Here is an 18,776-nt window from a genome sequence, read left to right as displayed (position 1 = left end):
CGCGCCCGCAGGCCTCAGCGCAGCATCCAGGCTGCAGCGGCGTCGAGCAGCTGCGCCATGACCTCGCCATCGGTGCGGCCCGAGCGCACCAGCACGTGGAAGCCGTGATCGGCCTCGGCGATCGGCACCAGCGTCGAGGTCGGACCCAGCTCGGCCGCCAGCTTCTCGATGCGGCCGAACTCCGCGAGCTTGTCGCGCGTGCCCTGCAGGAAGAGCATCGGGATGCGGATGTCGAACAGGTGGCGCGCACGCTCGCTCGAGGGCGCGCCGTCCGGATGAAGTGGAAAGCCGACGAACACCAGCCCTGCGACGCCGGCCATGGGTGCCAGCGCCTGCGCCTGCGAACTCATGCGGCCGCCGAAGGACTTGCCGCCCGCGAACAGCGGCATGCCCGGGAACAGCGTTGCCGCATGCGCCACCGCCGCGCGCACCGCGGCATGGGCGACCGCGGGTGGATCGGTGCGCCTGGCGCCGCGCTCCATCGACGGAAACTGGAAACGCAGCGTCGCGATGCCTCGCCGTGCGAGGCCGGCCGCGACCTCGGCCATGAATGCGTGCGTCATGCCGGCGCCTGCGCCATGGGCGAAGACGTAGCAGGCGCGAGGTTCGTCGGCCGGCCTCTGCACCAGCGCCGAGACGCTCTGGGTCTCGTCCAGCCGGACGGCGTCGGGTTGCGGTTCCAGGTGGTTCATCGTCGCTCCTTCCTCGGAAGAATGGTGGAGGGCCGGCCTGCCGGCGCGGCCTGGCCCATCGCCTGCGCGCAGGCCGAAGCCTCGCCGGCCGCCGATCGCAGCACGGGCGCCAGCAGCGAGATGCCGCCCGTCGCGGCCGCGATACCGACGCTCGCGGCCTGGCGCGCGGCGCCGCGCGGATTGATGCTCAGCGTCGGCGCCTCCAGCGGGCCTTCGAGCAGCAGCAGCTCGACCAGGCTGCCCGGGTTCAGGTCGAGACCACGCTTCACGCGCGGCTGGAACGCGAGCGAGAGCGTCTGATGCGAGAGGTCGATGCGGCCGCTCGCGCTGACCGCGATCTGCCGCGTCTCGACCGCGATCGAGCGGTCGATCGCCGCCACGCCGTTGCGCAACGGCAGCCGCGCCACCGCGCACTGCAGCACCAGGTTCTCGCGCGGCATGCCGCTCGGGATGAGCGCGTCCAGCAGCTGCTGCAGCAGGTCGCGGTCCCGTGCCGCGGACTGGCCTGCCAGCGCGACATCGCGCGCGTTCAGGCTCAGCTGGCCGTTGGCCGATGCGGCCAGCGCTCTCGGCGTTCGGCCGGCCATCGTGAGCCGCGCATCGAGGCTGGCCTGGCCGCCCTTGAAGCGGCGCACGCCGCCGGTCAGCGCCTCGAGCGCCTCGACCGACATCGACCTGGCATCGAGCTGCAGTTCGACGCGCGGTGCGCCCTGCGGCCCGAGTGCGACGTCGAAGCGGCCGCGCACCTGTCCGCCCGCGAATCCGAACGCCAGCGGCGCGAGCTGCAGCTGGTTGGCGTTCAGCGTCATGCGGGTCTGCAGCGCGGTCAGCACCGGCATCTTCGGCAGGCTCAGACGCTCGACCGCCAGCGCCAGCGTGATCGGCCATGCCGGTGGCGACGCAAAGGGCAGCGGCGTGTCGCCGAACAGCGCGGCCGGGCGGCCGGAGGCGGCGGCGGTCGACTTTGCGCCGCCTGCCGGCGCGGAGGGCACCTTGGTGAAGTCGAGCACCTGCGCGCTCAGGTCGAGGTCGAGATGCAGCGGCGCCTGGCCACGGCGTTCCAGCGTGGCCCTGCCCGTGAGTGTCTGCTTTCCGAGCGAGAGCTGCATCGGGTCGGCGCGCCAGCTCCCCGGTGCGTGCGCGAGCCGGGCGCGCCATTCGAGCGGAAATGGCAGGTGGCGCGCCGCGGATTCGCTCCATGCCGCGAGCGCCGCCGCGTCCTCCATGCGCACCGACGCCTCGGCATCGAGGCTGCCCGTGTGCGCGCCGGTGCCCATGCTGCCGTCGAGCGAAGCGCTTGCCCCCGCGGTCGTGGCCTTCAGTGCGAGCGGCCATGCAGGGGTGCCGGCCAGCAGCGCCGCCAGGCCGCCGATCTGTCCCGTCATCTGCCAGCGCTGGGGACCGAGCGCGAGCTGCGCCTGCAGCGCGGTCCGCGCACCGGCCGCGGCGAGCGCCATCGTGTCGATCGCGAGACTGTGCACGCTCCCCGTGCGGCCATTGCGGTAGTGGATCTGCACGGCGCTGGCATCCACGCGTTCCAGAGTGAACGGGGTGGCGCGCCGCTCCACTGCATCGGAGGCCGCGGCCCTGCGCGGTGCCAGACGCCAGTTGTAGCGGCCCGCGCCGTCGGCTTCGAGCCACAGCTCCGCGTTCTCGATCGTGACGCTGTCGATGCGCAGAACGCCGGACAGCAGTTCGCGCAGCGAGACGTCGAGCGCGACCCGGCGCGCGCGCAGCATGTCGGGCTGCGCGCTCCATTCGGCATTGGCGAGCGACACGTCGTTGGCCTCGATCGCGATCGACGGCACGACGCGCAGCTTGAGTTCGCCGTTGATGCGAAAGCTTCGTCCGGTGGCGTTGCTCACGTGTTCCCCGACCATCGCCGCGATGCGTTCGGGCGGATAGAAATGACGCAGTGCGGCCAGCGCGGCGACCGCCAGCAGCGCCACGACCGCGAGCGCGACCAGCGCGATGCGGGTGTAGCGGCCGAGGCCGCTCTGGCGATCCCGGACGGAGCTGGAGTTCATCCGCGCATTCTGATCGAGCCCGGAGGCCGCCGCCGCGGCGGTCCTTGCGAAAGCCCGGTTGTGTACACTGCGCCTCCATGTCGTGCTTCCCCATCACCTTCGCATCCGGCGCCGCCCTCCTGGGTCGCGGGCTGCTGCCTGCCTGCGCGCGGGCCCTGGGCGCACGAATGATTACCACCATTAGCACCGCGGCCCCCTGAGCACGCGCAGGTGGCCGTTCCGGCAGCCACCTGGTGTCCTCGCTTCTCCCGCGAACGAATCGAACCCAGCTCTGGCAGCTGGGTTTTGTTTTTTCGTCAGGAGATCCTCATGTACCGCGAACCCGTCAGCTCCCTCCAACCGCTCCATGTGCTGCCGCCCGCGATCGCGCGGCCGCTGCGCGTCGGCATGATCGGCATCGGCACCGTCGGCTCCGGCACCTTCCGCGTGCTGGCGCGCAACCAGGCCGAGATTGCGGGCCGGGCAGGGCGCGGCATCGAGATCGTCATCGTCGCGGCCCGCAACCTGGCGCGTGCCGCTGCCATCGTCGGCACCGGCGTGGCGCTCTGCGACGACCCGATGACCGTCGCCACGCATCCCGATGTCGACGTGGTGGTCGAAGTGGCCGGCGGCTGCGACCCGGCGCTCGGCTGGGTGCTGGCCGCCATCGCGCAGGGCAAGCACGTGATCACGGCCAACAAGGCGCTGCTCGCGCTGCACGGGGAACAGATCTTCGCTGCAGCGCGCGCGCAGGGCGTCGCCGTGGCCTACGAGGCTGCGGTGGCCGTGAGCATCCCCATCGTCAAGGCGCTGCGCGAGGGCCTCACGGCCAATCGCATCGAATGGGTGGCCGGCATCGTCAACGGCACCACCAACTTCATCCTCTCGAAGATGCGTGACGAAGGCGTGGGCTTCGCCGCCGCGCTAGCCGAGGCGCAGGCGCTGGGCTACGCCGAGGCCGATCCGGCCTTCGATGTCGACGGCATCGATGCGGCCCACAAGATCGCGCTGCTCGCGGCCACGGCCTTCGGCACGCCGGTGCGCTTCGACGACGTGCAGGTGGAGGGCATCGCCGCGCTGCAGCGCGCGGACGTGGCGGGCGCCGAGCAGCTCGGCTTCCGGATCAAGCTGCTGGCGATCGCACGCCGACGGGAAGACGGCATGGAACTGCGTGTGCAACCCGCGCTGCTGGCGGCCGATCAACTGATGGCGAACGTGAACGGCGCGATGAACGCGGTCATGGTGGCCGCCGACGCTGCGGGCCTCACGATGTACTACGGCGCCGGCGCAGGCTCGGAGCAGACCGCGTCGGCCGTCATCGCCGATCTCGTCGACGTGGCACGGCTGGAAGGCACGAAGCCGTCGCAGCGCGTGCCGCATCAGGGGTTCCATTGCGCCGCGATGAGGCCGCTGCCGGTGCTGCCGCGTGGCGAGGTCCACTGCCCGCACTACCTGCGACTGCCGCTGCGCGCCGAGATGACGGTCGAGGCGATCGCCGAGTTGCTGCACTCGATCGGCCTGACGCCGAAGCGCGTGCTGAGCGCCGATACGGCCCGGCCCGCGGCGCTGGTCCTGACCGCGCCGACGCTGCAGGCCGAGCTCGATGCGGCCGTCCGGGCCCTGCAGGTGCATCCGGCCGTGGACGGCACGGTGGTCGCGCTGCGGGTGGAGTCGCTCGGCGGCTAGGGCCCGAGCCTGCACGCGGCGAACTCTTCCTGGTCGGTCAGCCGCCGGCCGGCCGCACCTGACGCAGCGTCTGCGACAGCATCCGATGCAGGCTGTCCACGGCCTTCGAGCCCCGCGAAGCGGCGCTTCGATAGAGCGCCACCTGCATTGGTTCGAGCGGCCCCAGTCCGTGTGCCGTGCCGAGGATCTGCAGATGCGCGGGCGCGCTGCACTGGGTCAGGGCCGCCACCGCCAGCCCGCTCTCGACCGCCGCGATCTGGCCCGCCAGGCTGGAGCTGTTGTAGACGACCTTGTAGGGCCGGCCCTGCAGCGCCAGCGAACGGATCGCGCTGCGTCGACCCAGGCTCGCCGCTTCGTAGACCGCAATCGGCAATGGATCGCGATTCCAGATCTCGAACTGGGCCGCGCCCACCCAGACCATGGGCTCGTGGAAGAGCAAGGTGCCGCGCCGCGGGTTGTCGCGCGAGACCAGTGCCAGGTCGAGATCGCCGCGTGCCACGCGCGGTATCAGCGACGTCGATTGTTCGCAGTCGAGCTGGATCTCCACACCTCCATGGCGCGGCGCAAAACGCTTGAGGACTGGAGTCAGGTACCTGCTGGCGTAGTCGTCGGGCACGCCCAGCCGTACCAGCCCCGAGACCGCATCGCCGTGCAGGGCCGTCTGCGCCTCGGCATGGAGTTCGAGCATTCGCCGCGCATAGCCCAGCAGCGTCTGCCCCTCGAGGGTGAGCTCGACCTGGCGGGCGCCGCGGACCAGGAGCCGGCAGCCCGCGGCCGCCTCGAGCTTCTTCAGCTGCATGCTGACGGCCGATTGCGAGCGATGAAGCTCGGGCGCGGCGCTCGACAGCGATCCGGCGTCGACCGTGGCGACGAAGCTTTTCAACCAGTCGATCTGCAGATCCTGCAAGTATTCGATTCAAGAATGGGTAGTTCTCGAATTATGCGCTTTTCGCCATGCCAGGAAGCCGGCACAGTGCGTCCATGCGCTCGCTCGATCCCCTGCCGGCCGGACCTGCCGCCGTCCATTCGAAGTCCCTCACGGCGGGCCCGCTCGACGCGCGCGCGATCGGCGTCATGACCCTGCTGTGCCTGGTGTGGAGCCTGCAGCAGATCTCGCTCAAGGCGGTTGCCCATGAGGTCAGCCCGATGCTCATGGTGGCGCTGCGCTCCGGCGCGGCCCTGGTGCTGCTCGCGCTGCTCATGCATCGCCGCGGCGAGCGGCCGAGCCGCGCACGCTGGAGAGCCGGACTCGTGGTGGGCGCCCTGTTCGGCATCGAGTATCTGCTCGTGGCCGAGGCACTGCGACTGAGCGCGGCCTCGCATGTGATCGTGTTCCTCTACACGGCGCCGATCTTCGCCGCCGTGGGCCTGCACCTGCGCCTGCCCGCCGAGCGCCTCGGCGTGCAGCAGATCATCGGCATCGCGATCGCGTTCCTGGGCATCGCGTGGGCCTTCCTTGGGGGCGATGCCACGTCGTCGGCGCAGGCCGACCGGCGCGCGCTGTGGGGCGACGCACTGGCGCTGCTGGCCGGCATTGCGTGGGGTGCCACCACCGTGACGATCCGCTGCTCGAGCCTGGCGTCCGCGCCCGCCACCGAGACCCTGCTGTACCAGTTGCTCGGCGCCTTCGTGCTGCTGCTGCCGGCCTGCGGCATCACGGGCCAGATGCGCTTCGAATCGTCTGCCGTCGTGTGGGCGCATCTCGCCTTCCAGGCTGTCGTGGTTTCGTTCGCGAGCTTCCTGGCCTGGTGCTGGCTGCTGCGCCGCTACCTGGCCTCAAGGCTCGGCGTCTTCTCCTTCCTGACCCCGCTCTTCGGCGTCGCCCTGGGCATCGTGCTGCTCGCGGAGAAGCCCGAGGCCTCGTTCATCGCGGGCAGCGCACTGGTGCTCGCGGGCATCGTGCTCGTGAGCGGCCGTTGGTCGCGGCCCTTCGCACGCCCCGCACTGAACCAGAAACTGCGCGGCTGAGTCTTTTACCTACGCAAGCGGGTGTCCCTGTCTGCCGCGGCGCAGGGACTCGAGGACTCGACACTGTCCGGGCGCTCTCTCCTGCCGGCCGCTGCTCCAGCGACCGTGCGCTCCTCAACCCGATCCGCCCGCCGCCGCCATGCCCGACACCGACCGACCCCTGCCCATCGCTGCCGAGGGCGTCGCCCATCCGCTCGGTGCCACCTTCACGGGCGAGGGCGTCAACTTCGCCGTCTTCTCGGCGCACGCCACGCGCGTGGACGTCTGCCTCTACGACGACGCCGGCACGACCGAGATCGGCTGCTTCACGCTGCCCGAATACACGGACGAGGTCTGGCACGGCTTCATGCCGGGGCTGCGACCCGGCGCCCGCTACGGCCTGCGCGTGCACGGACCCTACGAGCCGCTGAAGGGCCATCGCTTCAATCCCAACAAGCTGCTGCTCGACCCCTATGCCAAGGCGCACATGGGCGAGTTGCGCTGGGGGCCGGAGATATTCGGCTACACGGTCGGCCATCCCGACGCCGACCTGAGCTTCGACGAACGCGACAGCGCGCCCTTCATGCCCAAGTGCGTGGTGGTGGACTCCCGCTTCGAGTGGCAGCAGACCGACGCGGTGCGCGTGCCCTGGAACCGGACCGTGTTCTACGAGACGCACGTGCGCGGCCACACGATGAAGCATCCGGAGGTGCCGGAGCAGTTCCGGGGCACTTTCGCGGGGCTTGCGCGCGACGAGGTGATCGGTCCGATCCGCGATCTCGGCGTGACCAGCGTGGAACTGCTGCCGGTGCAGATGTTCCTGAACCAGCCGTTCCTGACCGAGAAGGGGCTGACCAACTACTGGGGCTACGACACCATCGGCTTCTTCGCGCTCGACCCGCGCTACATGGACGGCCCGCACATCGAAGAGTTCAAGCACATGGTCGACCGTTTCCACGCCCACGGGCTGGAAGTGATCATGGACGTGGTCTACAACCACACGCCCGAGGGCAACGAACTCGGTCCGACGCTTTCCTTCAAGGGAATCGACAACGCGAGCTACTACCGCCTGATGCCCGAAGGCGAGGGCAGCGGGCCGCGCCACTACATCAACGACACCGGCACCGGCAACACGCTCAACCTGAGCCATCCGCGGGTGCTGCAGATGGTGACCGACAGTCTGCGCTACTGGGTCACGGAGATGCACGTCGACGGCTTCCGCTTCGATCTCGCGACCATCCTTGCGCGCGAGCCCGACGGCTTCGACGAGGGCGGCGGCTTTCTCAAGAGCTGCCGCCAGGAACCGGTACTCTCGAGCGTCAAGCTGATCGCCGAGCCCTGGGACGTCGGCCCGGGCGGCTATCAGGTCGGTGGCTTCCCGCCCGGCTGGGCCGAATGGAACGACCAGTTCCGCGACAACGTTCGCGCCTTCTGGAAGGGCGACGAGGGCACGGCGCCGGCGCTCGCGCAATGCCTGACGGCCAGCGGCGAGCGCTTCGACCGGCGCGGGCGCAGGCCCTGGGCCAGCGTCAACTTCATCAGTGCCCACGACGGCTTCACGCTCGCCGATACGGTGAGCTACAACGACAAGCACAACGAGGCCAACGGCGAGGACGGCCGGGACGGCCATTCCGACAACCGTTCCTGGAACTGCGGTGCCGAGGGCCCCACGGAAGACGAAGCGGTGCTCGCACTGCGCGCCCGCCAGCAGCGCAACATGCTCGCCACGCTGCTGCTGTCTCAGGGTACGCCGATGCTGTTGGCCGGCGACGAGTTCGGCCGCACCCAGCAGGGCAACAACAACGCCTACTGCCAGGACAACGAGATCTCCTGGTTCGACTGGGACCAGGCCGGAGCGCCGCGCGGTGCCGCCCTGGCCGCCTTCACGCAGCGCCTGCTGACGCTGCGGCGTGAACACCCCGTGCTGCGCCGCAACCGCTTCCTCAAAGGCGAGCGCTTTCTCGACCTGGACGCGAAGGACAGCGTCTGGTTCACGCCCGCGGGCGAAGAGATGCAGGCGCCTCAATGGCAGGACCCGCACACGCGTGCGCTGGCACTGCTGATCGATGGGCGAGCCCCGGCATCGGCTGTGCAGGTCGCTGCTGCGGACGCCAGCATGCTGCTGCTGGTCAATGGCTGGCACGAGACGCTGCCATTCACACTGCCGCCCGCGCCGGAAGGCGCCTGGACCTTGCTGCTGGACACGGCCGAGGCGGATACCGGAGCCAGCGAAGAGCCACGCTTGCAGCACGCCCTGCAAGGTCGAACGCTGGCGCTGTTCGTGAGCCGCCCAAACGCCTGAGCGCTGCGCCGGGCCTCAGTCGAAGTTGAGGATCACCTTCATCGCCTGCGTCCGGTCCGCTGCCAGCGCGAACGCGCGTGCCGAATCGCGGTACGACAGCGTCGCCGAGATCAGCGGCTTGACGTCGACCAGTCCCTTGTTGAGCAACTCGACCGCAATCGCGAATTCCTCGTGGAAGCGGAAGGCGCCGCGCAGCTCGAATTCCTTGGCCACGATGGTGTTGATCGGCAGCGTCATGTCGCCGCCCAGGCCCAGCTGCACGATGACGCCGCGCGGACGCAGCGCATCGAAGGCGCCCACCAGCGCGCGCGCATTGCCGCTGGCCTCGAACAGCACGTCGAAGCTGCCCTTGTCGGCCGTGAAGCGCTTCAACCCTTCGGGGTCTTCCGCCACGTTGACCACCTCGTCCGCGCCTACCTTGAGCGCCTTTCCCAGCGTGTGGGCGCCGACGTCGGTGGCCACGATGTGGGCGGCACCGGCGCGGCGCGCCGCGATGATCGCGAGCGCGCCGATCGGGCCGCATCCGGTGACCAGCACGCGCTTGCCGAGCAGGGGCCCCGCGCGGCGCACCGCATGCAGCGCCACCGCGAAGGGCTCGGCCATCGAGCCCTCGCCGTCGCTGACCGAATCGGCCAGCTTGTGGGCCTGGTGGGTCTCGACCACGATCTGCTGGCGGAAGGCGCCCTGCACGTGCGGCGTGCGCATCGCGCTGCCGTAGTAGCGCATGTCGAGGCAATGGTTCTGCAGGCCTTGCTGGCAGTAGCTGCAGGCGCCGCAGGGTCGGCTCGGGCTGATCGCAATGCGCTCGCCGGGCGCGAAGCCCTCGACCGCGCTGCCGACCGCCTCGATCACGCCGGCGACCTCGTGGCCCAGCACCATCGGCTCCTTGATGCGGATGGTGCCGAAGCCGCCATGCTGGTAGTAGTGCAGGTCGGAGCCGCAGATGCCGCCGCAGCGCACGCGCACCTGAAGCTGGCCGGGGCCGAGCGGCGCGGTCTCGAATTCTTCGACTCTGAGGTCGCCGGGCGCGTGGATGACGAGGGCTTGCATGCGGGTCCTCAGAGGGTTGCGGTCACGCCGCCATCGACGTAGAGGATGTGGCCGTTGACGAAGTTGGAGGCATCGCTCGACAGGAACACGGCGGCACCGACCAGGTCTTCGACGTCGCCCCAGCGGCGCGAGGGCGTGCGGCCCACGAGCCATTGCGTGAACTCGGCGTTGTTCACCAGCGCCTCGGTCAGCTCCGTCTTGAAGTAGCCGGGGCCGAGGCCGTTGACCTGGATGCCGTGCTGTCCCCAGTCGATCGCCATGCCCTTGGTAAGCATCTTCACGGCGCCCTTGCTGGCGGTATAGGGCGCGATGCCGGGGCGGCCCAGCTCGCTCTGCACCGAGCAGATGTTGACGATCTTGCCGCGCTTGCGGCCGATCATGTGGCGCGCCACGGCCTGCCCGACCAGGAACACGCTGTCGACGTTGGTCTTCATGAGCTCGTGCCAGTCGGCCTCGGCGAACTGGTCGAGCGGGGCGCGCCGCTGCATGCCGGCGTTGTTGACCAGGATGTCGATGGCGCCGACTTCGGCCTCGATGCGCGCCACGGCGGCGGTGACGGCATCACCGGAGGTGACGTCGAAGGCCGCGGTGAGCACCTGCAGCCCTTCGCCGCGCAGCTTCCTGGCGGCGGCTTCGAGCTTGTCGGCGTTGCGTGCGTTGAGGATCACCCGGGCCCCGGCGCCCGCGAGGCCGCGTGCGAGCGCGAAGCCGATGCCGGCGCTCGAGCCCGTGATGAGCGCGGTGCGCCCGGTGAGGTCGAAGCTCTTGAGGATGGCGTTCATGATGAGGTGGTCGGCGGTCTGGGAGCCGCGGCGCCCGATGTGCGCCAGCGGCCGTTGCCTCGGATGTCTCGTGGCTCGCATACTGCCATGTATTTGCGGGGCGGCACACTGGCACGGGGCATTGGACCGATTCGCGTTTTACGGTGAAACTTCGCGCGTGCCGCGCTCGACAAGCGGCTTCGACGCCCTGACGCTACCGGAGGAACCCATGTCCGAGACTTCCCTCGCCCCGCTGCAGGCGCCCGTGCGCCGCCAGCGCTGGCCTTTCTGGCTGAGCATCGCGGTCGTGATCGCGGTGGTGCTGGCCTTCATCGCGCACCACCAGGGCATCTTCCGCAGCGCGGCGCGCATGTACCTCGTGGTGTCGAGCGACCAACCTGTCAGGGAAGGCGCCGGGCAGCTGATGCAGGGCAAGGACACGCGGGTGATCGCGCAGGAGATGCAGGCTGCGCTGACGCCGGTGATCGCCAACGCGCAGAAGCTGACCGACAGCCTGCTGAACCCCGAAGGCCCGTTCCAGCAGACCCTGAAGGAGAGCCACGAACTGGTGCTCCGGATGCCGGCCGTGGCCGAGCAGGCCGGCGAGATCGCGGCCCAGGCGCAACAGTCGGTGAAGGCGATCGAGCAGGGCACGGTCGCCACGCTGCACAAGGCCGGCAACGCCTTCGACAAGGTCGAGCAGGCGGTTCCGAAGGTGATGGACAAGGTGCAGGAGGCCGCCGCCACCTCGCAGGCCGCGAGCGTGCAGATCCAGGCCTTCGCGGCGCAGGCCTCCGAGCGCCTGCCGGCGGTGCTCGACGAGGCGCAGGCCACCGCCGTGCAGGTCAACCAGATGGTCAGCAGCGCCCGTCAGACCTGGCCGCTCAGCATGCTGACCGGCACCGCCACCACCCCGCAGTCGCTGCCGATCGACAGCATCGGCGGGCTGCCGCTGCCCGGGGAGGCGCCATGAGGATGGCCCGATGGCGCCGATGCGCCGTGCTCGCCGCCTGCGCGCTGGCCGCGGTGCTCGCGGGCTGCTCGAGCGCGCCGGTGCGTTCGTCGACCGAAGTCCAGGCGCTGGGCCTCAACACCCAGGGCCTGGACCGCTACAAGGCCGGCGACCTGCCGCGCTCGCTGGCCTTCTTCCAGCAGGCGCTGGCCGTCGCGCAATCGATCGAGGACGAGAACATGATCGCGGTCGCGCGCATGAACATCGCGATGGTCTATCAGAAGATGGGTCGCCAGGACGAAGCGCTGGCGCAGTTCGACGCGGTGCTCGCCGAGCGACGGCTGGTGTTCGCCAGCGAGCGCCGGGCCGAGGCCGCGTTCAGGCGCGCGATGGTGCTGCAGGCCAGCGATCGTGCGCAGGCGGTGCAGTCGCTCGACCAGGCACTGGCGCTGTGCGGCAGCTGTGCGCTCAAGGGCAAGATCCTCAATCTCAAGGCCTATCTCGCGATCGACGCGGGCCAGCCGCAGGAGGGGCTGCGGCTCGCGCAGCAGGCGCATGGCGCACTGCCGAAGGACGACGGCCTGGAGCGCGCCAATGCGCTACGCCTGCAGGGCAGCGCGCTCATCGCGCTCAAGACCCCCGCCGCGGCGATCTCTCCGCTCGAGCAGGCCCTGGTGCTCGACAAGGCCGCGGGCTCAAGCGAGAAGATCTTCCAGGACCTGCTGCTGCTGGGCCAGGCTTCTCCCGCGCGGTCGGACGCGGCCCGGGATTACTGGACGCGAGCGCACGACGTGGCTGCCGCGGCAAGGAACGATGCCGGCGTCCGACAGGTGGGGAAGCTGCTGGCGTCGCCCTGAGGCCGATCGGCCGCCGGCCGGCCGAAGTTCGAGGCCGCGTCCGACACGCGACGCGGCCGCGGCGGGCGCATCCTTCAATCAGGTTTCCGGTGCGCCTCTCAAGTAGGCAAAGCAGCCTCTCGCAGGCAGACGCAGCACACGAACGGAAACCGGGGCCCGGCGAGCGCAACTCGCCGGGCTTCTCGTTTGCGCCTCGCATTCTTCTTCGTCACGCTTTCTTTCCGGGCCCTTCATGAGACTCCACGCCGTTTGCAAGATGACCGTCCAGGCCGCCGAGGACTGCCCGCTGGTGGCCATGATGCGGCCGCGCAGCGGCGAGGCGCAATGGATGGTCAGCGAGATCTACGAACTGCGGCCGTGGGTGCCGACCACCGAGTACATGGACCCCTACGGCAACCTGTGCCAGCGCTTCACCGTGCCGAAGGGCGAGATGCGCATCGAGGTCAGCATGGTGATGGAGACCGAGGACGTGATTGCGGTCGAGCCTTCGGCCGGCCTGGTCCCGGTCGAGTCGCTGCCCTCGGACGTGCTGATCTACCTGCTGCAGAGCCGCTACTGCCCTTCGGACAAGATGGAAGACAAGGCGCGCGAGATCGCGGGCGATGCGACGCCGGGCTATGCCCAGGTCGAGGCCGTGCGGGCCTGGATCCACGACAACCTCGAGTACAAGTACGGCGTGAGCGACGGCAGCACCGACGCGCTCGACTCGCTGGCGCTGGGCGCCGGCGTCTGCCGCGACTTCGCCCACATCGGGTGCGCCATCTGCCGCGCGCTGCACATCCCGGCGCGCATGGTGGTGGGCTACCTCCACGAACTCGACCCGATGGACATGCACGCCTGGTTCGAGGCCTTCGTGGGCGGTCGGTGGTACACCTTCGACGCCACCCAGTCGCAGCCGCGCGGCGGCCGCATCGTGGTCGGCTACGGACGCGATGCGGCCGACGTGGCCTTCCTGTCGAACTACGGCCCGCTCGAGATGGGCGAGATGAAGGTCGAGGTCTCGCGGCTGGGCTGAGACCTCGGTGCGCGCTAGCGCTTGGCCAGCAGCGCGCCCATCGCGAACACAGAGTTCGGCGCATTCACCGGCGGCGACTTCACGCGACCCGGCAGCACCGGAACGCGGGGTGCGCGCGAGGCCGTGACGCCCTTGCTGATCTGCTCGTCGACCAGGCTTTGCAGCGAGATCGATTCGAGGAACTCGACGGCACGCCGGTTCACCGAATCCCACAGCTCGTCCGTGGCGCAGCGGTGCGGCGCGCCGGGCGCGTCGGCACGCAGCCGTCGGCCCGTGGTTTCGGCATCGTCGTCGATCGAGAGGATGATGTCGGCGACGTTGATCTCCTCGGCGGCGCGCCCGAGCGAATAGCCACCGCCCGGCCCGCGGGTCGATTCGACCAGGCCATGGCGGCGCAGCTTGCCGAAAAGCTGCTCGAGGTAGGACAGCGAGATGCGCTGCCGGTGGTGGATGGACGACAGGTTGACGGGGCCGTTGCGGCCGTTGAGCGCCACGTCGATCATGGCGGTGACGGCGAAGCGACCTTTGGTGGTGAGACGCATCGAAATTCTTTCAGTGAGAGGCGGACATGCGCCGCCTGGGGACTGGCGGCGACGACGCGCACGGCGTCGTGCCGCAGAGCGCTGGCATCGGGGACGTGGGGCCCCCGCGTGCAGCGGGCCTAGAGCGTGAGGCCCTGGCCGCGCGGAGGGCGCTTGGGATGCTCGAGGAAAGGCGATGCCCGCAGGGATGCGGGTGCCGTGTGGGCGGTCAGCCCGAAGGGCGTCGGCACGAAGAGGGTGGGGGCGCCGACGAGAATCTCGTTGCAGTCGTGGCGCTGTTCGTCGTTGGCCGGACTGTTTTCGGTGTCTGCCGGCGTGCCGCTTGCGGGCAGTTGCGCGGCTGCCACCAGCTCGAGCGCCTGCGCATGGGGGTCGCAGGCCTGCTGGCGCGCGCCCGCGTGGCCCTGGGCCGCGGCGGAGAAGCCGAGGCAGCAGAGCAGGAGCGCGAGAGCGGCGGTGACGAGCCAACGGGGCATGGGCGGATTTTAGCGGGTCAGACGGCGCCCAGGTGTTCGTAGAGGATCGCGGCGCCGATGCCGATCAGCAGCACCCCGCCGATCGCCTCGGCCCAGCGGCCCGCGAAGTTGCCGAGTACACGGCCCACCATGACGCCCAGCGTCACCATCGCGAAGGTCGCGAAACCGATGGCGAGGGCCACCGGCACGATGTTGACGTCGAGGAAGGCGAGCCCGACGCCCACCGCCATGGCGTCGATGCTGGTGGCAAACCCCGTGATCGCGAGCAGCCAGAAGCCGTGGCGGTCCGGCTTCTCTGCCTCGTTCTCGTCGGGCGCGCGCAGCGCCGCGACGATCATGCGGATGCCCAGGATGGCAAGCAGCGTGAAGGCGATCCAGTGGTCCCAGTCCTTGACGTAGCTCGATGCGGCATAGCCCAGCGCCCAGCCGATCAGCGGCGTGATGGCTTCGATGACGCCGAAGATGGCGCCGGTGCGCAGGGCTTCGGACCAGCGAGGTTTCTGGAGGGCCGTGCCCTTGCCGACCGCAGCGGCGAAGGCGTCGGTCGACATGGCAAGCGCCAGCAACGCAGTGGAAGCGAAGTTCATGTGGGGGACATTCTTGTAGGGTCGGGCTGGAACGCAACGACACGTCTCCGCTGCCCGACCTGCGTCGCGGTGACATGCCGATGGTCTTGCCAACCGAAGAACGGTTGCCGGCGCCACGGCGTGCGAGACGCCGAGTATGTTGACGCAGGCGCTTTCAAGAACGAAAGCCGGCTACTCCCCAAGGGAGCGGCGATTGTAGATCAAGTGCCTCCATCTCGAGGGGGCGTGCGAGTCCCCGCATGTGAAGCGCTGCCCCCCAACCGATGGCAGTGGATTCGTTCGTGGACTGAGCACGGGACACCGACGGCTTGACGGGTTAGCCTCGCCGCCATGGATTCCCTGATCGCCGCCTCCGCGCGCGCGCTCGCCGCCGGCGATGCGCTCGGCGCGCTCAAGCGGGTCGCGCTGCGCGAAGACCCGCCGGCGCTCGCCTTGCGCGGCACCGCGATGGCCCAGCTGGGCGACCATCCGCGGGCGCGCGAGCTGCTGCGGCGCGCGGCGCGCGGCTTCGGCGCCCACGAGGAACTGGCGCGTGCCCGCTGCGTGGTGGCCGAGGCCGAGGTGGCGCTGGCGATGCGCGATCTCGGCGGCTCGCCGCGCGCGCTGGCGGCCGCGGCGGCTGCCCTCGAGGCGCGTGCCGACGACGCCAACGCCCTGCATGCACGCCTGATCGCCGTGCGCCGCCTGCTGCTGCTCGGCCGCCTGGACGAGGCCGGGGCGGCACTGGCGCCGCTCGAGGCGCGCGGGCTGCCGCCCGCGCTGGCGGCCGTGGCCGAGCTGACCGCGGCCGAACTCGCGCTGCGCTCGCTGCGCACCGGCCCCGCACGCCTGGCGCTGGACCGTGCGCAGGAGGCCGCGCGGCGGGCGGGCGTGCCGGCACTGATGGCCGAGGTGGCGGAGACGCGCGCCGTGCTCGAGAGTCCCGCCGCGCGGCGCCTGCTGCACGGCGGCGAACAGCCGCTGGGGCTGCCCGAGGTGGAAGCATTGCTGGGCTCGGGCGCCCTGGTGATCGATGCCTGCCGCCGGGGGCTGCGGGCCGACGCGGCCTGGCAACCGCTGGCGCGCCGGCCGGTGCTGTTCGCGCTGGCGCTGGCCTTGGCGCGCGCCTGGCCCGGCGACGTCGAGCGCGACGCCCTGATCGCAGCCGCCTTCCGCACGCGCCATCCCGACGAGACGCACCGGGCGCGGCTGCGGGTCGAGCTCGGTCGCCTGCGTGCACTCGTCGTCGCGCTGGCGCGCATCGAGGCGACGCCGCGCGGCTTCGCGCTGGCGCCGCTCGATGGCCGCGCGGTGGCCGTGATCGCACCGCCGATCGAGGGCGAGCAGGCCTCGCTGCTGGCGCTGCTGTCCGACGGCGCGCCGTGGTCGACCTCGGCGCTCGCGCTGGCGCTCGGCGACAGCCAGCGCACGGTGCAGCGCGCACTGGCCGAGCTCGAGGCGGACGGCCGCGTGCGCTCGGTCGGGCAGGCGCGTGCGCGGCGATGGCTGGCACCGCCGCTGGCCGGATTCACGACGATCTTGTTACTCCCCGCTGCGCTGCCGCTCGACTAGATTGCAGTCCTGGCGCCGCCCCTGGCGCCCATCCACCGAGGAATCGCAATGACCCGCATCACCCACGCAGAGACCTTCGAGGCAGCGCTGCAGGCCGCCGAGATCGTGCGCGAGTACGGCCCCTTCGAGGGCGCACCCGGCATTCATGGCGTGACCCATGACGGCCGCAGCGTCTGGGCCGCGACCAACGACCGCCTGCTGGCCTTCGATCCCCGGAGCGGGACGCCGCAACGCGAGCTGCCACACGCCTGCGATGCCGGTACCGCCTTCGACGGCACCTACCTCTACCAGATCGCCGAAGCCCGCATCGACAAGATCGATCCGGCCACGGGCCGGGTGCTGGCGTCGATCCCGGCGCCCGGCAAGGGCAACGATTCGGGCCTCACCTGGGCCGAAGGCAGCCTGTGGGTCGGCCAGTACCGCGACCGCCGCATCCACCGGATCGATCCCGAGACGGGTGCCGTGCTGCGCACCATCGACACGAACCGCTTCGTGACCGGCGTGACCTGGGTCGATGGCGAACTGTGGCATGGCACCTGGGAGGGCGACGAGAGCGAACTGCGCCGCATCGACCCGGAGAGCGGCGCCGTGCTCGAACGGCTCGGGATGCCCGACGGCACCGGCGTCAGCGGACTGGAATCGGATGGCGCGGACCTCTTCTACTGCGGGGGCGGGAGCAGCGGCAAGGTGCGCGCCGTGCGGCGCCCGCGGCGGACCGCTTCCTGACCGACGACACACGAAAGGAGAACCGCCATGACCACAGCCATCGCCGTCGAAGCCGACATCCCCCGGCGCCACGCAGTCGTCTCGGGTCCGCGCTGGCTGGAGGCGCGGCAGACCCTGCTCGCGCTCGAGAAGCAGCTCACTCGCCTGCAGGACCAGGTCGCCGAGGAACGCCGCGCGCTGCCCTGGGAGCGGATCGACAAGGGCTACGTCTTCGACACGCGTGACGGCCGCCGCACGCTGGCCGAGCTGTTCGAGGGCCGCAGCCAGCTGCTGGTGCAGCACTTCATGCTCGGGCCGCAATGGGCGCAGGGCTGCCCGAGCTGTTCCTTCATGGCGGATCACGTCGACGGCATGCTGGCGCATCTGGCGCAGCGCGACATCCGCTTCGTCGCCGTCTCGCGCGCGCCGCTGGCCGAGATCGATCGCTTCCGGCGCCGCATGGGCTGGCGCTTCGACTGGGTGTCGGCGCACGGCAGCGACTTCAATCACGACTTCGGTGTCAGCTTCACGCCCGAGCAGCTGGCGCGGGGCGCGGTCTTCTACAACTACGGGATGCGCGACTTCCCGAACGGCGAGGCGCCCGGCGTCAGCGTGTTTGTGCAGGACGAGGCCGGCGACGTGTTCCACACCTACTCGACCTTCGGCCGCGGCGTCGAGGTGATGATGGGCGCCTACCGGATGATGGACCTGGTGCCGAAGGGTCGCGGCGAGCGCGACGTGCCGCACAAGATGGAATGGGTGCGCCACCACGATCGCTACGAGTCCGCAGCTGCAGCGCATCCGTGCTGTGCTGCGGGTTCCTGAGGAACGCCCGGCAACGGCCGGTCCGAGGGTCGCCATGGCAAGCCTCTGGCCCTGGATCGCGGTGGCCACCGTCGGTGCGCTGCACGGTCTCAATCCCGCGTCGGGCTGGCCGCTGGCCGCAAGCTGGGGCGTTCGTGCGAACGATCGCGGGCAGGCCTTGCGCGCCCTGCTGCCGATCGGGCTCGGGCATGCGGTTTCGGTCGCGCTGGTGGCCGCCGCGGTGCTGCTCGGCATGGCGATCGATCGCGGGCTGTTGCAGATCGCGGCCGGCGCCGTGCTCCTCCTCCTGATCGCCGGATTCTGCGTGCGCCGGCTGCGCGCCCGAGGAGCTGGCGCGAGGCGTCCGGCATCGGCGCCCGCGCCGCTCGGCCAGGCCGGACTCGCGCTCTGGTCCTTCGCGATGTCGACCGCGCATGGGGCAGGGCTGATGCTGCTGCCGGCGCTGATGTCGGTCTGCATGGCGGACGCGCCTGCGCGGGAGATCACGGCCTCGGGCTCGCTGCTGCTGGCGCTGGCGGCGCTCGCCGTGCATGCCGCGGCCATGCTGGTGGTCACGGGGCTGCTGGCGGTCGGTGCCTGCCTCGGCTGGGACGCCGGCAGCGGCTGGCTACGCCGGCTGGCGCTTCACTTCCGGTAGGCACGAGAGCGCTGTCCGCCTGCATCGTGTCGCTCGCGACCGTTGGAGTTCAGCCCGACGACTTCAAGGCGCTGCTGCGTGTGCACGAGGAACTGGTGCATGTCTCGGTCGAGGTGAACCGCATGCAGCCGCTGTGCGAGAGGCTCCGTGACGGACCCCCGGTGTAAACTGCGCGGTTTTCCGAT

The 18,776-nt window shown here is 70.5% G+C and carries 19 protein-coding genes and 1 riboswitch; of the genes, 11 read left to right on the top strand and 8 right to left on the bottom strand.

Going from position 1 to position 18,776, the window contains the following annotated elements:
• Nucleotides 1–14 precede the first annotated feature (14 nt).
• A complete protein-coding gene (locus QTH87_RS24685; RefSeq protein WP_286612887.1) occupies nt 15–692 on the bottom strand; it encodes an alpha/beta hydrolase family protein in 678 nt (225 codons plus the stop codon).
• Complete coding sequence (locus QTH87_RS24680) at nt 689–2,719, bottom strand: AsmA family protein (RefSeq protein WP_286612886.1); 2,031 nt, start codon at nt 2,717–2,719, stop codon at nt 689–691. Before QTH87_RS24680 ends, QTH87_RS24685 begins: the two co-directional genes overlap by 4 nt.
• 309 nt (nt 2,720–3,028) lie before the next feature.
• Here QTH87_RS24680 and QTH87_RS24675 point away from each other — a divergent pair, with 309 nt between their 5' ends.
• Nucleotides 3,029–4,384 carry a homoserine dehydrogenase gene (locus tag QTH87_RS24675; RefSeq protein ID WP_286612884.1) on the top strand — a complete coding sequence of 452 codons (1,356 nt, stop codon included), beginning with the start codon at nt 3,029–3,031 and terminating at the stop codon, nt 4,382–4,384.
• 37 nt (nt 4,385–4,421) lie between these two features.
• Here QTH87_RS24675 and QTH87_RS24670 read toward each other — a convergent pair whose 3' ends face one another.
• Nucleotides 4,422–5,291 (bottom strand): LysR family transcriptional regulator, encoded by an 870-nt coding sequence (locus tag QTH87_RS24670; RefSeq protein WP_444812837.1) that lies wholly within the window; start codon nt 5,289–5,291, stop codon nt 4,422–4,424.
• Nucleotides 5,292–5,458: 167 nt separating this feature from the next.
• On the opposite strand from QTH87_RS24670, the gene QTH87_RS24665 reads away from it, so the two are divergent.
• Nucleotides 5,459–6,352, top strand: a complete 894-nt coding sequence (locus tag QTH87_RS24665; protein ID WP_286612916.1) for a DMT family transporter — start codon at nt 5,459–5,461, stop codon at nt 6,350–6,352.
• A 139-nt stretch (nt 6,353–6,491) separates the two neighbouring features.
• Nucleotides 6,492–8,633, top strand: coding sequence for a glycogen debranching protein GlgX (glgX, locus tag QTH87_RS24660; RefSeq protein WP_286612882.1), 2,142 nt, complete (start codon nt 6,492–6,494; stop codon nt 8,631–8,633).
• A 15-nt stretch (nt 8,634–8,648) separates the two neighbouring features.
• Here glgX and QTH87_RS24655 read toward each other — a convergent pair whose 3' ends face one another.
• Both QTH87_RS24655 and QTH87_RS24650 read right to left on the bottom strand, forming a co-directional pair.
• On the bottom strand, nt 8,649–9,683 hold the full coding sequence (locus tag QTH87_RS24655) for an L-idonate 5-dehydrogenase (RefSeq protein ID WP_286612880.1): 1,035 nt from the start codon (nt 9,681–9,683) through the stop codon (nt 8,649–8,651).
• A gap of 8 nt (nt 9,684–9,691) precedes the next feature.
• Nucleotides 9,692–10,465, bottom strand: coding sequence for a glucose 1-dehydrogenase (locus tag QTH87_RS24650; protein WP_286612878.1), 774 nt, complete (start codon nt 10,463–10,465; stop codon nt 9,692–9,694).
• A 208-nt stretch (nt 10,466–10,673) separates the two neighbouring features.
• On the opposite strand from QTH87_RS24650, the gene QTH87_RS24645 reads away from it, so the two are divergent.
• The 3 genes from QTH87_RS24645 to QTH87_RS24635 all read left to right on the top strand — a co-directional run bounded on the left by QTH87_RS24645 (nt 10,674) and on the right by QTH87_RS24635 (nt 13,268).
• Complete coding sequence (locus tag QTH87_RS24645) at nt 10,674–11,417, top strand: hypothetical protein (RefSeq protein WP_286612876.1); 744 nt, start codon at nt 10,674–10,676, stop codon at nt 11,415–11,417.
• Entirely contained in the window at nt 11,414–12,253 is an 840-nt protein-coding gene (locus tag QTH87_RS24640; protein WP_286612874.1) for a tetratricopeptide repeat protein, read from the top strand. Before QTH87_RS24645 ends, QTH87_RS24640 begins: the two co-directional genes overlap by 4 nt.
• A gap of 256 nt (nt 12,254–12,509) precedes the next feature.
• A complete protein-coding gene (locus tag QTH87_RS24635) occupies nt 12,510–13,268 on the top strand; it encodes a transglutaminase domain-containing protein (RefSeq protein WP_286612872.1) in 759 nt (252 codons plus the stop codon).
• 14 nt (nt 13,269–13,282) lie between these two features.
• Here QTH87_RS24635 and QTH87_RS24630 read toward each other — a convergent pair whose 3' ends face one another.
• From QTH87_RS24630 to mntP, 3 genes are all read right to left on the bottom strand, one after another.
• Nucleotides 13,283–13,810 (bottom strand): Rrf2 family transcriptional regulator, encoded by a 528-nt coding sequence (locus QTH87_RS24630; protein WP_286612871.1) that lies wholly within the window; start codon nt 13,808–13,810, stop codon nt 13,283–13,285.
• A 119-nt stretch (nt 13,811–13,929) separates the two neighbouring features.
• Complete coding sequence (locus QTH87_RS24625) at nt 13,930–14,286, bottom strand: hypothetical protein (RefSeq protein WP_286612870.1); 357 nt, start codon at nt 14,284–14,286, stop codon at nt 13,930–13,932.
• Nucleotides 14,287–14,303: 17 nt separating this feature from the next.
• Nucleotides 14,304–14,873: a manganese efflux pump MntP gene (gene mntP, locus QTH87_RS24620; RefSeq protein WP_286612869.1), complete on the bottom strand. Its 570-nt coding sequence runs from the start codon at nt 14,871–14,873 to the stop codon at nt 14,304–14,306.
• Nucleotides 14,874–14,893: 20 nt separating this feature from the next.
• Nucleotides 14,894–15,060: riboswitch (yybP-ykoY riboswitch) on the bottom strand.
• Between the two features lie 143 nt (nt 15,061–15,203).
• Here mntP and QTH87_RS24615 point away from each other — a divergent pair.
• Genes QTH87_RS24615 through QTH87_RS24595 form a run of 5 tightly spaced genes read left to right on the top strand, consistent with a single transcriptional unit; the run spans nt 15,204 to nt 18,758 of the window.
• On the top strand, nt 15,204–16,424 hold the full coding sequence (locus QTH87_RS24615; RefSeq protein ID WP_286612868.1) for a helix-turn-helix domain-containing protein: 1,221 nt from the start codon (nt 15,204–15,206) through the stop codon (nt 16,422–16,424).
• A 48-nt stretch (nt 16,425–16,472) separates the two neighbouring features.
• Nucleotides 16,473–17,150: a Vgb family protein gene (locus QTH87_RS24610; protein WP_286612867.1), complete on the top strand. Its 678-nt coding sequence runs from the start codon at nt 16,473–16,475 to the stop codon at nt 17,148–17,150.
• A 27-nt stretch (nt 17,151–17,177) separates the two neighbouring features.
• Nucleotides 17,178–17,954 carry a DUF899 domain-containing protein gene (locus tag QTH87_RS24605; protein ID WP_286612866.1) on the top strand — a complete coding sequence of 259 codons (777 nt, stop codon included), beginning with the start codon at nt 17,178–17,180 and terminating at the stop codon, nt 17,952–17,954.
• 34 nt (nt 17,955–17,988) lie between these two features.
• Nucleotides 17,989–18,591: a hypothetical protein gene (locus QTH87_RS24600; protein ID WP_286612865.1), complete on the top strand. Its 603-nt coding sequence runs from the start codon at nt 17,989–17,991 to the stop codon at nt 18,589–18,591.
• A gap of 26 nt (nt 18,592–18,617) precedes the next feature.
• Nucleotides 18,618–18,758 (top strand): hypothetical protein, encoded by a 141-nt coding sequence (locus QTH87_RS24595; protein WP_286612864.1) that lies wholly within the window; start codon nt 18,618–18,620, stop codon nt 18,756–18,758.
• Nucleotides 18,759–18,776: the final 18 nt, after the last annotated feature.

It is taken from the genome of Variovorax jilinensis, from assembly GCF_030316885.1.
In the GTDB taxonomy this organism is placed as follows: Bacteria; Pseudomonadota; Gammaproteobacteria; order Burkholderiales; family Burkholderiaceae_C; genus Variovorax; species Variovorax jilinensis.
This window is presented reverse-complemented; position numbering and strand designations above follow the sequence as displayed.